The organism is Prosthecobacter sp., assembly GCF_046154365.1.
Taxonomy (GTDB): domain Bacteria; phylum Verrucomicrobiota; class Verrucomicrobiia; order Verrucomicrobiales; family Verrucomicrobiaceae; genus Prosthecobacter.
This window is the reverse complement of sequence record NZ_JBJXFV010000068.1, coordinates 65195-81830: the sequence shown is the minus strand read 5'-3', so window position 1 is coordinate 81830 and position 16636 is coordinate 65195. Positions and strand designations below refer to the sequence as shown.

Annotated in this window: 13 protein-coding genes; 3 read left to right on the top strand and 10 right to left on the bottom strand. The window is 61.3% G+C overall.

Features of this window, described 5'->3' with window-relative positions; translation table 11 throughout:
- Window positions 1-265: 265 nt before the first annotated feature.
- From ACKVY0_RS09165 to ACKVY0_RS09145, 5 genes are all read right to left on the bottom strand, one after another.
- On the bottom strand, window positions 266-478 hold the full coding sequence (locus ACKVY0_RS09165; RefSeq protein WP_409214503.1) for a hypothetical protein: 213 nt from the start codon (window positions 476-478) through the stop codon (window positions 266-268).
- 19 nt (window positions 479-497) lie between these two features.
- On the bottom strand, window positions 498-671 hold the full coding sequence (locus ACKVY0_RS09160) for a hypothetical protein (RefSeq protein WP_409214502.1): 174 nt from the start codon (window positions 669-671) through the stop codon (window positions 498-500).
- A gap of 44 nt (window positions 672-715) precedes the next feature.
- Entirely contained in the window at window positions 716-2575 is a 1860-nt protein-coding gene (locus ACKVY0_RS09155; protein WP_409214501.1) for a glycosyl hydrolase family 28-related protein, read from the bottom strand.
- A 127-nt stretch (window positions 2576-2702) separates the two neighbouring features.
- Window positions 2703-6587 (bottom strand): autotransporter-associated beta strand repeat-containing protein, encoded by a 3885-nt coding sequence (locus tag ACKVY0_RS09150; protein WP_409214500.1) that lies wholly within the window; start codon window positions 6585-6587, stop codon window positions 2703-2705.
- A gap of 253 nt (window positions 6588-6840) precedes the next feature.
- Window positions 6841-8067 (bottom strand): formylglycine-generating enzyme family protein, encoded by a 1227-nt coding sequence (locus ACKVY0_RS09145; protein ID WP_409214499.1) that lies wholly within the window; start codon window positions 8065-8067, stop codon window positions 6841-6843.
- A 188-nt stretch (window positions 8068-8255) separates the two neighbouring features.
- Here ACKVY0_RS09145 and ACKVY0_RS09140 point away from each other — a divergent pair, with 188 nt between their 5' ends.
- Entirely contained in the window at window positions 8256-10397 is a 2142-nt protein-coding gene (locus tag ACKVY0_RS09140; protein ID WP_409214498.1) for a sensor histidine kinase, read from the top strand.
- A gap of 17 nt (window positions 10398-10414) precedes the next feature.
- Complete coding sequence (locus ACKVY0_RS09135; RefSeq protein ID WP_409214497.1) at window positions 10415-11044, top strand: response regulator; 630 nt, start codon at window positions 10415-10417, stop codon at window positions 11042-11044.
- A gap of 152 nt (window positions 11045-11196) precedes the next feature.
- Here ACKVY0_RS09135 and ACKVY0_RS09130 read toward each other — a convergent pair whose 3' ends face one another.
- From ACKVY0_RS09130 to ACKVY0_RS09110, 5 genes are all read right to left on the bottom strand, one after another.
- A complete protein-coding gene (locus ACKVY0_RS09130) occupies window positions 11197-11781 on the bottom strand; it encodes a hypothetical protein (RefSeq protein ID WP_409214506.1) in 585 nt (194 codons plus the stop codon).
- Window positions 11718-11900 carry a hypothetical protein gene (locus ACKVY0_RS09125; RefSeq protein ID WP_409214507.1) on the bottom strand — a complete coding sequence of 61 codons (183 nt, stop codon included), beginning with the start codon at window positions 11898-11900 and terminating at the stop codon, window positions 11718-11720. Before ACKVY0_RS09125 ends, ACKVY0_RS09130 begins: the two co-directional genes overlap by 64 nt.
- Complete coding sequence (locus ACKVY0_RS09120; protein WP_409214505.1) at window positions 11897-12121, bottom strand: histidine kinase dimerization/phosphoacceptor domain-containing protein; 225 nt, start codon at window positions 12119-12121, stop codon at window positions 11897-11899. Before ACKVY0_RS09120 ends, ACKVY0_RS09125 begins: the two co-directional genes overlap by 4 nt.
- Before the next feature lie 245 nt (window positions 12122-12366).
- Complete coding sequence (locus tag ACKVY0_RS09115) at window positions 12367-16077, bottom strand: lamin tail domain-containing protein (protein ID WP_409214496.1); 3711 nt, start codon at window positions 16075-16077, stop codon at window positions 12367-12369.
- Window positions 16078-16133: 56 nt separating this feature from the next.
- Window positions 16134-16388 carry an autotransporter-associated beta strand repeat-containing protein gene (locus tag ACKVY0_RS09110; RefSeq protein WP_409214504.1) on the bottom strand — a complete coding sequence of 85 codons (255 nt, stop codon included), beginning with the start codon at window positions 16386-16388 and terminating at the stop codon, window positions 16134-16136.
- Window positions 16389-16405: 17 nt separating this feature from the next.
- Between ACKVY0_RS09110 and ACKVY0_RS09105 the strand changes: the two genes are divergently transcribed.
- Window positions 16406-16579: a helix-turn-helix domain-containing protein gene (locus ACKVY0_RS09105; protein ID WP_409214495.1), complete on the top strand. Its 174-nt coding sequence runs from the start codon at window positions 16406-16408 to the stop codon at window positions 16577-16579.
- Window positions 16580-16636: the final 57 nt, after the last annotated feature.

Sequence of the window (16636 nt, the reverse complement as noted above, 5' to 3'; positions counted from 1 at the left end):
GCGCTGATCGAGCGCATCGAGCGTCGCCACGAGAAACGTCGTCGTGCGGCAGCCAACGCCCTCAAACGCCAACGCAAACGGGAAAAAGTTGCTCCGGCGAAGGCTTCAACCTCCTAACAAAGCAGAAGTAGATACCCTCACCAAGCCAGTCGTAACCGTTGGTGCTGATGGCTAAAACTTCATCACCAAGAACGATCTTCTGTGCGAGTGCCATCTCACAACCGTGGTAGCCAAGGATAAGTCCCGACGTGTTCATTGGCCAAGCTCAAGACTTCTTTGTCCGTTGACCGAGGGCTTTTGACTTCAAGTTGCGCTGTTGTTCCTTGCGATCACGTTCATCCAAGAGTGGGCCAAAGCCGAGCGATCTTAGAAATTCCTGACGGAGCGCGGGCGATGATCGAATCCGCTGCCCAGCCGCTTCGATCCCTGCGGATTCCTTGGCGATTTCTTCGGGCGAGTAGGTCGGGTAGATGATCATGGTTGCATCGTGGCTCAAGTCAGCAGGAAGTCACCTGCTTTCTCCCGGCAAAGCCCCAAACGCTACATCCCAGTCCCGCCGGTGTCGCCGAACTGAACGCTGTCACCACAGTGCCAGCCTGGGCGACTGGAATGGCAAGCAGCACAGCCATGCCGACGGTGAGGATGATGCGGCGCGGGTTGATGGATTTCATGGAGGATTTGCGAGGATAGCTGCTCTTGGGGATGCGGATGGCGTTTACTTCTGCGGCCGGCGACGTTTCTCGTCGTCGGACGATGACGCACTGGTCAGGTCGGGGACTGTCGTTTCCTCGGCGGAAATGCCTTTGTTGTCCATGATCTCCACGTCACTGGATTTCTGAATGAGGATTTTTGGCGTGCCTTTAGGCGCAGTCTCAGCGAGCGGGCCGAAGGTGTTCCCGCGAATCATCACATGGGCCGCGTTGGTGATGGTAATTGCCGGGCCGACGGGCCAGTTCCAATCAAAGACACTCGGAGTGGTGCCGAAACCGGTGAACGAGTTGCCTTCGATCAGGATCTTCGTGCTGTCGTGCGAGATGTGTTCTGGCGCATCGCTCACGATGGGTTTGGTGCCGGGAACTCCCGAAAGCGGAGACGCTCCGATATCAATGTTGGGGTGATTGTTGTCGGTGAAAGTGCAGTCGCGCACCGTGAGGTTGCGAATCGACGATCCTTCCTCGAAATACCATTCGGGTGCGGCGGAGATCGCGGGTTGGAAGCTATTGCTGAAAGTGCAGCGTTCAATCGTGCAATTGGCGGCTTTCAAGTTGAGGCACTTCGCACGAAAGACCTGAAACTTGCTGTCGCGGATGATGGTTTCCTGCCCCACCGTCGCCACGTTGATGAGCCGGTCTATGCCGTCAGTCATGGACTCGCGGCTGAAGTTCATGCCGACGCCCACGCCCACGTGCTCGGTCACGACATCCCGATCCAGAGCAATAACGAACGTTCCGCCGGGGTTGCTCGTGGCTGTTGTGATGATGGCGTCCGACCGCATTCTTTTGTGCAGCCAATCCCAGAGTTCCACCCGGTCGCCCGCGCGGTAATCGCTGTTTTTGGCCTGCACGACCAGCGTCCGCTTGTCTCTTTGCTCGGTGATGCGCGTGTAATTGGACAAGATATCAATGCCGTCGTCTATTTTGGAAAAGTCGCACTGATCGAGCAGAAGCTTTCCGCGCAGACCGCTGATCTGGCCGCCGCCCGCGCAGGAATAGAGTCGAGTTGAGCCGGGAGGCACGCCGATCACGAAGCGCCGGAACGTCGTGGTGCCTTCCAGTCCGTTGACGTAAAAGCCCGCGTTGGCCCCGCCGCCCCAGTAATTAATGTCTTCCAAAGACGTGTCGCGTAGATTGCTGAGGATGAAAGCGTGGCTGCGACCCTCAGCGTAAATGAAAAACCTCTTGCCGGGCCAGTTGTCGATGTTGGGCGGCCCTTTCAGTTTCCAGCTCCACGTGTGCTCACCGGTTTTTACCATTTCAGACGGGTTGGGCCAGTAGCGATCAAGTTGATAGTAATTCTTCTCCGGGAACACGAACGCATGCACCTGCGAGCCTTTGAGCCTCGGATCGTTTGGTGCGGGATAGCCGGGGTCGATCGTTACTTCGCAAGTCATGTTCGGGATGTCCACACCCGTAATCGTTCCCTGCGTGTAGCCGAGAGGGTCGTGGTCGATGGAGAGTTTCCGAACGGTTACGCTTTTGCTATCGAGCAGGCGAAACACCGGCTCATCCAGATCACCCGACACGATGGTCGTGTCGCCTTCGCCTTGAAACGTCAGCCCGTCAGCACCCGTGATGCGAATGGACTTTTCCTTTCCCAGCGTCGTTTTGTATCGGCCTGAAGGTAGCGAGACGACAGCGCCCACGCCCTGCTTCTGTGCCGCGACAATGGCTGCGTTGATTGCCGCTGTGTCGTCGGTCACGCCGTCGCCTTTGGCACCGAAGTCTTTGACATTGATCGGCTTCAGCTCGGCTGGCGATTCCGCCGCCGAGATTGCAGCGAAGGATGCCAGGACGAGCGCCGTGAGCGCGATGGAGGCTAGAGCAAAAGCTCTGCGTGTTTTGTGGTTCTGTTTCATTTCTCTCCTTTGACCGAGCAGCGGAGAGTATTCTCGGGCTTTAGCCCGTCTGAGCTGCGTTGGGTCTGGGGCTTTGAAGGGGGTTAGCATCGCTCGGAGCGCTAGGGTCTAGCGGAGGTTTGGCGGGCTACGATCCCGGGATTACTCTCCGCCGACGCAGCACCAGCCCGGACACACCGAGCATGAGTAACAGCGCACGGCTAGGCTCGGGGATGGACACTACGCTGATGGTGCCGAGGGTGTAGAGGTTGCTGGTATTGAGGCTGTAGCCGCCGAGGTTTAAGTCACTGCTATCGAGGATGAAGCTGCCGGTGATGCTGCTGCCGCTGCCGAGGGTGGCCCAGTCGAAGAGCTTGAAGGAGTCGCCAGGAGCCCATGCGGACAGGTTGTTGGGGTTGTGGAGCTTGAGCACTAAACCCGTGGTGATGGTGACATTGCCAAACAGACGCGCGATGTCGGCGAAGGCTGCATTGGCGGTGCTGTCGCCGCTGCCTGCGCCATTCCAGATGTCCAAATTGAGTTGGCTCGTGGCTCCGAAAATGGTGCTGCCGACGCCGCTGGTGAATAGGTCGAAGTCGGTGCCCGCAGTGTCAGATGCCGTGCCCACTTGCAGGGTGCCGTTGATATAAATGTAGTTGTTCGCGCTCGCAGCGACACGGCCTGTGCCGGAGAGCTTGCTGCCCGCATCCACCGTCACCGTGCCAGTGCCTGTGCCGGAACCACTCGTGTTCGTCACATTCAGAGTGCCGCCGCTGATCGTGGTCGTGCCGCTGTAGGTGTTTGCGCCGATGAGCGTCAGCGTGCCAGCACCCGTTTTCGTCAATGGCATCGAGCCAGAGAAAGCGCCCGACACCGTGCCGGTAGTTGTGCCATTGGAATCCACTGTCACCAGCGCGTCGGAGTTGACGTTGCCCGTCATGTTGAGGGCACCCGTGAGCGTGACCGGCGTGTCCCGCCAGCCGGAACTGGCGGGGCCGCTGCCAGTGATGTTGATCGCTCCGGTGCCAGCGTTGGCCGAGAAGGAGGCGGGAATATACCAAGCGCCAGCCCGTCCCAAGGAGATGTTCAGGTTGATCGCTCCATTGGCAGCGCTGGTGTTCAAAGCGAGGTTGTTGCCGTCGCCACTCTCTTTGCCGACGTCTCCAGACAGGGTGATGGAGGCGGCGGTCAGCGTGTTGGTGGTCGCGCCCAGGGAGATGCCCGAGTAAAGCCCGCTGGCTCCTGACGCCTCGGTCAAAGTGATGCTGCCGCCTTGGGTGATATTGCCGTTCAGCTTGATGTAGCCTGCGGTGGCGCTCAGATTGCCGCTGCCGGTGATGCCAGAGGAAGGCAGAGTGGCGGTGCTGGTGTTGTCAAAACTGTAAACGAGGTTTGCGTTGTTCACGATCGCACCTGAGCCAAGTGAGCCCGTGCTGCCGCCGTTGCCCACTTGCAGCGTGCCTGCGCTGATCGTGGTGGTGCCGGTGTAGGTGTTTGCGCCGGTCAGCGTCAGTGTGCCAGCGCCTTGTTTTGTGAGACCGCCTCCTGTTGAAACGGCATCGGTCAGGAGATTCTGGTCGATGGTGTCGTTGAAAGCCTGGGTGTCGATGACCGCGCCGCCCGCTTTGACAAAGGCGTTGGTCAGCCCGGTCATGTAGGTCGTGCTGCTGGCCGAGGATTGCAGGGTGCCGCCGTTGAAGTTGAAGGTCTGGGTGCCTGTGTCTCCGCCGGTTCCCTTGATGATTCGGCCAGCCACCAGGGTGCCGCCGTCGAGGTTGAAGGTGCTGGTTGCCGCGCCGCTGCCGATCTGGCTGGTGCTCATGTTCAGCGTGGGGGTCGTGAAGGTGCCAGTTCCACTGAGGTTGACGGTGGTCGTGCCGCGCACGGCCAGATCGGTGGCATCATTCGAGTTGCCGCTCGTGGTGATGAGCGAGCCGCCGCTGATGTTCACCGTGCTGATGCCTCCGCCGTTAGCGAACTCGATGAGTCCATTCGTGCTGAATGTTCCGCCGGTCTGGGTGTAGGTGTCGTTGTTGCCTTGGAGGACGAGCCCTTCCGAGCCGTTTGCAGTCAGATTGCCGGCGTTCATGTTGAAGTTACCGGAGTTAACAAACAGACTCGTGTTACCCCCACTCGCTAGGGCACTGATCGTCAGAGACGGCGCCTCTGTAACGCTGCCGAAGTTGAGGGTGCCGCCGTTCACGGTGATCCGTCCTTTGGCGAGGGTGGAGGAAGCATTGCCGCCAAGTGTCCATGCGCCCGCACCGGTCTTGTTCAGAATAAGCCCGTCCGCTGCATTCGTGCTGCTCAGCGTGCCGGCCAGGGTATTCGCGCCCGTATGGGTGCCAGAGAGATTGAGCGTGGTCGTCGCGGCGTTGGTGGCCAGTGTTGGCGAACCGGTAATCGTCAGCGCGCCCGCGCCCGAGCCTGAGGCATCGATGGTTGCGCCTGCCGCACCCACGGTAAATGAACGATCCGTGCTGGCGGCTACTGACCCGGAATATTGCAGCGTGCCGCCGTTGATGACCAGGTTGGCGGCAGCGTTGCCCGAGGCACCGATCCCACTGGTCGAGCCGCCGTTGGCGAGGGAGGACACGGTCAACTTTCCGCCGCTGATGGTGGTTGCACCGGTGTAGGTGCTGGCTCCAGAGAGGGTCAAAGTTCCGCTGCCTTGTTTGGTGAGTCCGCCTCCCGTTGAAACCACATCGGTAAGGAGATCCTGGCCGATGGTGATGTTGAAGGCCTGGGTGTCGATGACCGCGCCGCCCGCTTTGACAAAAGCGTTGGTCAGCCCGGTCATGTAGGTCGTGCTGCTGGCCGAGGATTGCAGGGTGCCGCCGTTGAAGTTGAAGGTCTGGGTGCCTGTGGTTCCGTTGGTTCCCTTGACGATTTGGCCAGCCACCAGGGTGCCGCCGTCGAGGTTGAAGGTGCTGGTTGCCGCGCCGCCGCTGAGCTGGCTGCTGGTCATGTTCAGCGTGGGCGCGGTGAAGGTGCCGGTTCCGCTGAGGTTGACGGTGGTCGTGCCGCGCACGGCCAGATTGGTGGCATTCACGCTGCCGTTGGTGGTGATGAGCGAGCCGCCGCTGATGTTCACGGTGCTGATGCCTCCGCCGTTAGCGAATTCGATGAGCCCATTCGTGCTGAATGTTCCGCCGGTCTGGGTGTAGGTTTCGTTGCTGCCGTTGAGGACGAGCCCTTCCCCGACGTTTACAGCCAGATTGCCGGCGTTCATATTGAAGTTGCCGGAGTTAACAAACACACCCGCGTTGCCCCCACTCGCTAGGGCACTGATCGTCAGAGACGGTGCCTCTGTAGCACTGCCGAAATTGAGGGTGCCGCCGCTCATGGTGATCCGTCCTTTAGCGAGGGTGGAGGAAGCATTGCCGCCAAGTGTCCATGCGCCCGCACCGGTTTTATCCAGAATAAGCCCGCCCGCTGCATTCGTGCTGCTGAGCGAGCCGCTCAGGGTATTGGCCCCGGTGTTGGTGCCGGTGAGCGTCAGCGTTTGCGTCGAGGTGGTTGTCCCGGCGCTGATCGCGCCGCCAAAGTTCAGGACATGTGTGGCCGATGCTGCGTTGCTGGAGAAGGTGTAAGTGCCCGCAGTGGTGGGGGTCGCAGGCTGAAGCACGATTGGAGCGTTGACCGTCTGAATGTTCACCACACTTGAGTCGGTCTGGATCGTGCCCCCGCTTGAAAGCAGGAGCGCATTTCCGCCCGTGGTGCCGATGACATACGCGCTGGCGGCCGCTGTGCTGAAGGTGATGTTCTTGAGGTTACGGCCCGCGTCGATGACGACCGGACTAGTGGTGCCGAAACCATTGCTCACCGTGGCGCTGAAGGTGGCAGTGTCGGGATTGATGTTGGTGCCAAGGATGTCACCTGGTGCTGCGGCGGGATTCCAATTGGAGGCGGTTGCCCAATTGGCATCAGTCGGTGTGGCGAGCCATGTGGCCGAGGCCGCTTGCGCGGAGGCGAGCAGCGACGTGAGCAGCGCGGCGAGGATGAGGGTCTTGATGGTGAATCTTGCGTTCATGTGGATGGGGGACGGGACGAGGTTTGCGTGGGGTGTGGTCGTCAGGAGCCGATTTGCGCCATGACCGGCATGTCAAAAGCCAGAGTTGGCCAGAAAACCCCGCTTCTGTCGCTGACATGAACATGTCTTTGGTTTTCGCGGGGTGGCTCCGCATCAGGACTCTGCCACCATGGGCTGGGTGAAAAGGAAGCTCTGTGTGTGGTTGCAGGGGTTTTTCAGCTTCAGGCTCTCGGGATTGCCATCGGTGGTGCCGTCACTGATTGGAAGCCGCGCAGCGAAAGCCGATGTGGTCCCGGCGGAGTTCGACGATGTGGCCGTTTTCAGCATACTTCGGATAGAAATTGCCACGGTGAAGGATCATCCAGTCGCCGCGCCAGGAATTCATGACCCAGCCGCCGCCACGGTAGGTGCGCTTCTCGTTTTCGATATGGGTGTCGGTGTCCTCGCGTCCATCGTCCGCCCGGTATGGATAATCGCCGATCCGGGAACTGCACCACTGCCAGATATTTCCGGCCATATCGACGGCGCCGTAGGGCGAGATATTTTCGGGAAAATGCCCGACTGGGGCGGTGCCTTGGAAGCCGTGGAGGTCCCTTGAAGATTGGCATTTTGCGCTGTCGAAGTCATTCCCCCATGGTAGGACGCGACCATCCGTGCCACGGGCGGCCTTCTCCCACTCGGCCTCGGTGGGCAGGCGGACCCCTGCCCATTTGGCATAGGCGAGGGAATCATACCACGAGACGTTGACCATCGGATGATCCTCGATCCATCCCCAATTCGGCGGCTCCGGCATCGGGCGTGAGGTGCTCTGGCAGAACTGGCGGTATTGCCGCACGGTCACGGGCAATTTGTAGATCCAGAATCCTGTGAGGAAAACGGTGTGAGCGTCGGGACCGCCTAACCCACCCATGGTAAACTCGCCTTGCGGGACCCACACCATTTCCGCTCCATCGGCCCGATTGACGCGGCGCGGTATTTCCTGGGGCACTGCCTCAGACGGGTTCTTGATGATGGAAGGTTGTGTGCCGCCGACCGGTTTCAGAACGACGTCAAAAATGACAATTGAAGCTTCTTCGCTCGGGTCAACGCGCCGCAACCGGAACTCAACCAGCTCCGCATGCGGGAAAGCGAGCGGTCCGAGCGACTGGGTCGTCATGGATGCGCCGCCCTCCGAGCCGGGTGGGGTAACCGGCAGAAAACGATCCTGAAGGTGCCGTCCATCGCTGACATCCAGGCGCACAGCAGGAGGAGCCTCGGATGCGGCATATTGCACGATCACATTATAGACACCGGGTTCGACATTCGCCTTCCATACCATGGCCTCCGGGCCGAGCGGCGCCCCGCCGGTCCCGGCTGCAAGCATCCGCAACTGACCGTTCTGGTCAGGCATCACCAGCGCGGGAGCTATGGCGACATCAGGAGCCGCCTTCAGCGGCATTGCTAGCAGAATTGCGAAGATTCCATACAAATGGATTTTCATGGGGACGGGACGAGGTTTGCGTGGGGTGTGGTCGTCAGGAGCCGATTTGCGCCATGACCAGCATGTCAAAAGCCAGAGTTGGCCAGAGAGCCCGTTTCTGTCGCTGACATGAATATGTCTTTTGATTTCGCGGGGTGGCTCCGCATCAGGTTTGACGCTCATTCGCCGGTGGCCTAACACTTCGGCCCATGATTCCCTCTCTGCGGCAACGACTAGGAGCAGTGGCGATCGCGCTGCTGGCCGGAGTGCTGCCCGGGAAGGCCGATCCCGTCCTATTTAGCGGCGTGGAGGCGAGCTTTCATGGCGGCAAGCCTGCGGAGTTGCGGGAGTGCATCGACGGCATTGAGGCCGGGCCGCACGGGTGGAGAGTGGCTCCACGGATCGGCGAGCCGCACTCGGCGATTTTCCGCACGTCGGCTCCGCTGAGTGCCAATGCCGTGCAACTGACGCTCTATTTCCTCTCTGGCCGTTTTAATAATGCGATCGCGGAATTTGCGATCTCCGCCACGACGGACGCCGTGCCTTCACTGACCGGGCGCTGGGAGCCGCTGAGGATCGTGCGCTTCCGGGCGGAGCGGGCGAAGTTGGCCCGCACCACCGACAACCATCTCCAGGCGGAAGAGACGCAGCGGGTGGTTCACGGACTGGAGGGGGACGATGTTTATTCCGTCACGGTGCGGACGGAGCGCGACGGGATCACCGGCTTTCGGCTGGACGTCTTTCCCGTCACTCATGCGGAACCCGGTCTGCCGGAAGACCCAGAAAGCTTCCCCAGTGGCCCAGTAGCCTCCCGGGGAATCTACGGGGACTTCGTGCTCACGGAGTTTCGGGCTGAGTCCCTGGGCAACGTGGCGCTCGGTGCCCCGGTGAAATCCACGCATCCCATTTTCGGCACGATGCAGTCGGCCGCGCTGACCGACGGCCTGCCCTCCACCATCGCCCACCCATTGGACCCAGGCCTGGGCAGGAATTTCCATTTCGAGATCGACCTGGGCCGCGTGGTGGCGGTGGACCACCTCACCCTGCGGGGACGCAACGATGGCAATCAAGATGATTATAACCGCCTGAGCCGGCTGTGGGTGCAGCTTTACGACCGTGACCCCGCTGGCGCAGTGAAGCCGGTATGGCAAAGACTGCACCGCGCCGACGGCTCGTTTCCCAAGGAGGGACAACCCGACGTGCTGCGGGCGGAGGAAGGCGAGGCTGGATTCCACGGGCAATACATCCGCCTCTCCAGTGACAGCCCCGTGCCGCTTTCGCCGCAGATCGCGGAGGTGGAAGTGTATGCAACTCGCACGCCCGCGCTGGCCTCGCTGTTTGCCGACGGCCAGGCCGTGCCGGTGGAGAGCGGCTTGTCCGTCCCAGCCGGATCGAGGCGCCTCGCGCTGGAATTCAATATCCCGCAGCCGGGTAAATCGCCGCTCGGTCTCCTGCGCTGGCGGATCGAGGGGCTGGGCAGCGACTGGCAGATAGCCCACATCCCGGCCGTGACTATCCCGTGCCCGCGACCGGGCAGCTACGTCCTGCAGGCGCAGGCAGGCCACAGCGACGGCATTTGGGATGCGACCCTTTTCTCCCGGCCACTGACCGTCCACCAGCCTTTCACCGAGACGTTGGCCTTCCGTTGGCTGGTCGCCGCCGGGGCGCTCGCGGGCGGGGCGCTGGTGATGATGCTGATCAGCCGCCGACGGATCGCCGCGTTCCGCACCCAGACCGCCCTCGCTGCGGAGCGCAGACGGATCGCCCGCGACATGCACGACGAAGTGGGCGCGCGGCTTTCGCAGATCCTCATGCTGCAAAATATTTTCGCCCACGAATACGCCCTGCCCGCGCCCGCTCGCGAGGAAATGCGGCAACTGACCCAGAACACCGAGCAGGCGATCACCTCGCTCGACGAAGTGGTCTGGACAGTGAATCCGCAAAACGACACGCTCGCCGCGATGGCGGAATTCCTCGCCCACTACGCGAGCAGCTACCTCCATCCCGCACAGCTCGCATGCCGCATTCACATTCCCATCGACTGGCCCGTCTTGGAAGTGCGCTCGGCGCTCCGGCACGAACTGGTCGCCGCCTTCAAGGAAGCGCTGCATAACGTGGTCAAACACGCCCAGGCCCACGCAGTCACCGTCACCCTAGCGCTGGAAGCCGGGGCCTTCATCGTCACCGTGGCCGACGACGGACGCGGCCTCCCGGAGACGCCCGGCGGGCCAGGGAAGGATGGCCTCGCCAATATGAAATCGCGCCTCGCCACCATCGGCGGCACCTGCGAATTCCTCCCCCGTGCCACCGGCGGCACCGAGGTCAGAATGCGCGTGCCGTTGCCTCGCTAATCACCCCCATTTCATCCATGCCCGACATCCGCACCGTCATCATCGAAGACAACGCCGCCTTCGCCCGCACCCTGGTCAACAATCTCCGCAAACCGGGAACCGGTGTCGAGTTCGTGGCCTTGTATCCGACCGCCGAGGAAGCGCTGGCCGGCCTCGGCGAAGCCAAGGCCGACGTGGCGCTCGTGGACATCAATCTGCCAGGGATCAGCGGCATCGAGTGCATCAACCGCATCAAAACCGCGTGGCCGACGCTGGTCTGCCTCGTCCTCACGACCTTCGACAACAACACGCTGATCTTCGACGCGCTCAAAGCGGGTGCCTGCGGCTACCTGCTCAAGCGGATCGCCGTGGACGAAATCGTCGCCGCCATCCACCAAGCGCACGCTGGCGGATCGCCCATGTCGCCGCACATCGCGCGGCAGGTCGTCACCTTTTTCCACCGCCAACCGCCGCCCGAGGAATCGCGACTGAACGAAGCGGAGCGCGCCGTCATCGAGCAGCTCGCCAGCGGATTGCTCTACAAGGAAGTCGCCGCCCAGCTCGGCATCACGATCGACGTCGTCCGCCGCCGGGTAAAAAGTATCTATGATAAACTCCACGCCCACACGCGCATGGAAGCGGTGAACAAATTCCGCGCACAGCAGTAGCCCAACTCTTCTACTTATGCCACGGCTTGTGGCAAGCCATGCCAGCGCCCTGACGATTCACCTCTCGCCGAAAGGCAACGACGCCAACCCCGGAACACCAGCCGCGCCGATGGCTTCGCTTGAAAAACGCGTGTGGGCATGGTGGGCGATGATTAGAGGAGATGATCGAGCATGGCAGCCAGTTCATCTGTCGCCTGCACCACCACGCCGTCGATGGGCAGGATGACGCCGCTGCGGTCACGGATGAAGTTGGCGGGATGAGCGTCAAAGACGGCGACTTGATCGAGATCGCGATAAAACGAAAGCGACCCTTTGTAGCCCGCGCAGAAACCTGGCAGATGGGCAAAGCGGCGGCTGGTGAAAAAATCCAGCATTTCATCATGCGATGCCGCCGTGCCGACGATGGTCGGCTGAGTGGTCAGGATCACGAGACCCTCAGCCTCCCTCGTCACACCGGCGAGCTTCACCTCATCATCAAAGATGCGATTGGAGAGCAGCAGCCGCTCCAGATACTCGGCGGGCAGAGCATGGGTGAGTGTGGGTGCCCCCATCGCCGCGATCACGGTGAAACCGTAGCGGCCTGGGTAAGTGGCTTTGCCATAGACATGATCGCCACGGCAAATGCGATGCTCCTCCCCACCTCGCACAAAGTGCCGCAGCGCGTCATCTGCATTTAGCCAGCAACCACTTTCACGCGCCCAGGCTTCGAGATCGCGTTCTTGGCGACCTTGAAGAATTCTTCGCTGGCTTGACGATGTTGCGCCTCCTGGAGACGTAGTTCCTCCAAGGAAACGCGTGGCTGATTGTAGCGCACTTTCAGCATTTCCTCGCTGCTCAGATTCACGATGGCTTTCATGGGTGGACATATCCGCTGTGACAGACTGGATTGCAACTTGGGATAAGGCAAGCCTCACACGAGCGCGACTCCTCACGGCTGCGCCGCAGAAGCTGCCGTGCGAGGCCCAGGGTCTGATCGGGTGCGCGATCGCCGGATTCAAACTGCTGCGCCGACGTATGCAGCAAGATCGCCAAGCCGCTCAGCTCTTGCTCCAGCGTGTCATGCAGGTCACGGCCGATGCGCTGACGCTGCCTGCCGTTCGATCATCGGAGGCTGCGCCTCGGTGGTGCGAAACCCGGAGTGCGGCTGGCAGCTCCTGCCGCTCGGGATAGGCAGCCTTGCTGCCGGGCACGTCTCCTCGGTCCGCAAAGCTATGGCGCTACCGCGTGAGCGAACCCTGTGGGCTATGAAGGATGTCCACCGGCCTGAACGCCAGCAGGGCTGGCTTTGACGAGCGGCAGCAGGCTGCCGCAGTCCGGGATGCTCAAGGATCCAGAGCAGCACTCAAGCGCCCAAAGCCTCGACTGGCACTTACTGGAGCGGTCGTTCGGTAATACACCGTCTCGGTGCCATCGCCGTTGTTCACGCTGCCTTGGAGCGTGAGATCACCTGCTTGCCATGCGCTGAGGTCCGGTGAGAACTGAGGTGTCCAGGTCGTGCTCACGGCTCCGATGTGGCGGCGGAAGGTGAAGGTGAAATCATAGGTGGTCACGCCGAGCACTGTGATGGGTTGCACGGCGACGGTGGTGGCATCGGTGTTGGCGATGAGAGGGTTCGTGCGCAGGGCGTATTCCATGGCGTTGCTGAGGCCGTCGTGATCTTGGTCATCGAGTGCGCCAGCCAGGGTGAGCGTGGGGAAGGTGGCGAGCCAAGCGATGAAGGTGAGGTTCTCGACGGTGCCGGGACTGCCGCCGATGGTGGCGCTGCTGGTCCAGTTGGCGGGGAGCGTTGGATTGGGGTTCGTTTTTGGGCGGATGAGTTGCAGCGTGTAGCCGAAGCCGTCGGCGCTTGCGGGCCAGGCGTTGGCGTTGCCGTCTTGATAGCGGAAGGTTTGGATGGGCGCATTGGCGGCACTGAGCAGGGTGATGGTTTCGTTCGAGTGGCTGAGGCGTCCGATGAAGGTGCCGCTGGGAGCAGCGCCGTAGCGCATCTGGAAGCCAGCGGCGTTGCGAGCGAGGACGAGTGTGCCACTGGCGGGAATGACGGTGCTGGTGGTGAAGTTGAATGTGAGGCCCTGAGTGAAGGCACTGCCTGCGAGTTCCACCGCGACGGCGCTGATGTTGTGCAGCTCGATGAATTGGAAATCATCGGCATCGCCATAGCCTGCGTTGAACTCGGCGATGCTTGGATCGGCGGGATGATAGTGGATCTCGCTGATGACCATGTTGGCCGCACTGGCAGCGACGTTGGCAGTGCTGCTGGTGATAGTGATGCTGTCGCTGCCTGCGGCTGTGCCGTGCTGGTCGGCTGCGGCGAGCGAGATGACGTTGGCACCGGAGATTAGTGGCAGGGTGACGCGCCAGGTTGTGGGGCCGGTCCAGGTGATGGCTAGCGAGGTGGGCTGGCCGATGCGGGTGATGGTGAAGACATCGCTCCAGCCGCTGCCTTCGATGGTGACAGAGTTAGCCACCGTGGTGAAATCCGCGCCGCCATTCGTAGTGATGGCAAAGGGCACGCTCGCGGGCAGGGTCGTGAGCGCATAGCCGCTGCGAGCACCGACATAGGCGGATATGCCAGCGAACTCGGTCGTCTCGCCTGTGACCGTGGTGAGGTGGGTGATCCATGGATTGAGGTAAGTCGAGTTGAGCGTGGTGTTCACGAGGTCGAGCACATGGCTGTCGAAGGCTCGCTTGTAGGCTGGCACGGTGAACAGGTTGCGGATGTTTTGATAGTCGCCGAATGCGTTCGGAGCATTGGGGAAAAGCGAGTCGTTGGTGGGGAGTTGGAAGGCGCGGTCGAGATCCCAGGGCAGTGCGATGAGGCGTCCGTCGGTGGGGCGCTGGTAAAGCCGCCAGTTGTGCGGGTAGAAGCGGCCATATTGGTCGTCGTTGCCGTAGAGTCCCATCAGCGCCCAGGTGCGCATCCATTGATCCACGTCGATAGTGGCGTCGATCTCATTGGTAAAGGCGGTGCCGCTGAGGGCAAAGGCGCGGTTCAGTCGCACGATGCTCGTGTAGTTGTCATCGCGGCGTTTGCTGCGTATCTGCCAGCCCCACCGATAGGCCTCTTTATCTGCGCCACGATCCATCAAGTCGTAATTGCCGCGATCGTGGTTGTAGGGGTTGTTCAGCTTCAAGCTCTCCTCATTGCCATCGGTGGTGCCGTTGGGTTGATAGAGCAGCTCGTGATTGAAGACGGTGCCGGTCGATTCATCGGGGAAGAGGCTTTTTACAAACACACTCGAAGTGCGGCTCGCTGCGACAAGGGCGATGCTCGCGACACCGGGTCCGTTGATGCGTGCCACGTCATCGAACTGGCTCCAGTAGCCGCCGCCAGCGCGATTGAGAATATGCTTGGCGACGATCTCCTTCATGTTTCCGGCGCGTTCAACGCTCACGCTGGTGTGGACGCCACGGAAGGTTTGCTCGGATGGAAAGTCGAGGCTGTAACCAAACTCGGTAGCCGTGTAGCGCCCGAAGGCACTGGCCTTTAGCTTCATACGGCAGCCGTAATAAACGATGCGTTCGTCCTCGATCACCGTGGCAGGCATGGTGTCGTTGCTCATTCGATTGGTGTTGGTGAACAGCGTCGTTTCGTTCTCGGGTGAAATGAGCACGCGCAGATTGCCACGCAGTCCGCTGAGGTCAGCGTCGAGATTTGAGACGCGATAGAAGGCACCGCCCGCTGCGCCACCTGCGGGGAAATCCGCCACTGCGCCGAGGCTATCCGTGCCGCGCACATAGAACTGCACCAGCGCCCCCACAGCCTGCACCGGGATGGTGGCGCTATGGCGAGCATCTGCGCCTAAAGTCATCGCGAGGCTTGTCCATGAACCACTGCCGACACGATAAAAAAGGGATGCACTGGCAAGGCCATCCGGGTCGGCGATACGGGCGCTCACGGTCACGCTATTACTGGAAGCAGGCACGATGGGCGAGTGCGATACAGCAGCGACGGTGGGGCCGATGTTGGCAGTGCTCACGGAGTTCACCAGCCCTGGCGTGCCCCATTGATTGCCGACATTGAGCAGCGTGGTGCGCTGGAGGTAGTTGAAGTAGAGGCGCGTGTTGACTTGATTCGAGCCGACCAACCAGCGGGCCTTGAACCCGATTTGATAGGTGTTGCCGACGGTCACTTGGCGGCCGGTGAGGAAGGTTGTCTCGATGCGGTTGCTCTTGTCTTCCGTGTTGCCCGTGGCCACCACACGCAGGCATTGGTTGGAGGCGTTATCGGGGTCGGTGACGACCACACTGCGGCCGTGACCATGATTGCCGATGCAGCGCCACTTCTGCGGCACGGTGCCAAGCGTGTCGGCTTGGAAGCTGCCGTTTTGGATGAACTCCGTGTTCGCTCCCGATGGATTCTCGCGCACGCTCACGTCGTCGATAAGCACTTCGCCGCTCTCCAACATGCCGAGCATGAAATCGCGGAAGGCATCATTGCCGATGCCGTCATCGGTGGCCACGCCGCTGTAAGTGATGGTCTGCCATGCGCCGAGCTGCGCAGTGCTGCTGGCAGCCCAGGCTTCGGCTTGAGCGTTGTCGGCATCCACATCACGCAGCTCGATGCTGGCTCCACCGCGATCCGAAAAATCGGTCCAGCGGCCATCGCTGAAATACTCCACTTCATCGGCTGGATTGCCCAAGAGGTCTTCGAGCGTGATGCTATCGGTGTCGCCGAGGCCGCCGGTGAAGTTGCCGATGATGGGTCGGCCCGGATACTTCGCGAGCAGCGTGGCCTGATCCGCTGCAACCACGAGATACTGCCCCGCGCCAATCGTGGTGCCGACAGGAAAAGTGTAGCTGATGCCGCCACTGAGTTTCCAGCCAGCGATGCTCACGGCGGTGCTGCTGCGATTGGTTAGCTCAAGCCATTGCTCCAGGGAGTTATCGAAGGCGGTGTGGAAGATCTCGTTGATGACGATGCTGCTTGGAATGGCAAAGGTGTTCGCCGCGCCAAAAGTCGTCGCATTGGGCCGCAGCCAGCGCCCGGTGCCCGCGACTTGCCGAGCACGCGGCGTGTTCGCCACCTTCACGGCATCGGCTTGGCGAGTGGGCGAGCGGCGACAGGCATCACGGGCGTGAAGGGGCCTTACACCGGCACGCTGTCGAATGATGGCGAGACACTGAAGCTCTCGAACACCAGCATGTGGAAACATCCGCCTCCACGATCAGCGGCAGTGGTGCGAACTCGCAGATGGTCGTCGGCAATAACGGTGAGAGTGCCGGCCCCGGCGAAGGCCAGGGTGCCGCCGGTGATGGTGGTGGTGCCGGTGTAGGTGTTTGCGTTGGTGAGCGTCAGCGTGCCGGTGCCGGACTTGGCGAGGGCACCGCCCGAACTCGTCAGCGCTGTGGCGAGGGCCGATGGAGCAGGTCACCTACATGCGCATGCAGGCCGCCCAGGAGTTCCTGGAATCGGGCGACGAGACCTTGGAGTGGGTTGCGCATCGTGTCGGCTATCACAGTGCCACGGTTTTCGGACGCGCCTTTGTCCGCTGCATGGGGATGACGCCCTCCCAGTTCCGCGTGAAAGGCTGACTTATTCCAATGCACGCAGGCTAGGTTGAGAATCGTTGCGAAGTGGTGCTGGAGGTC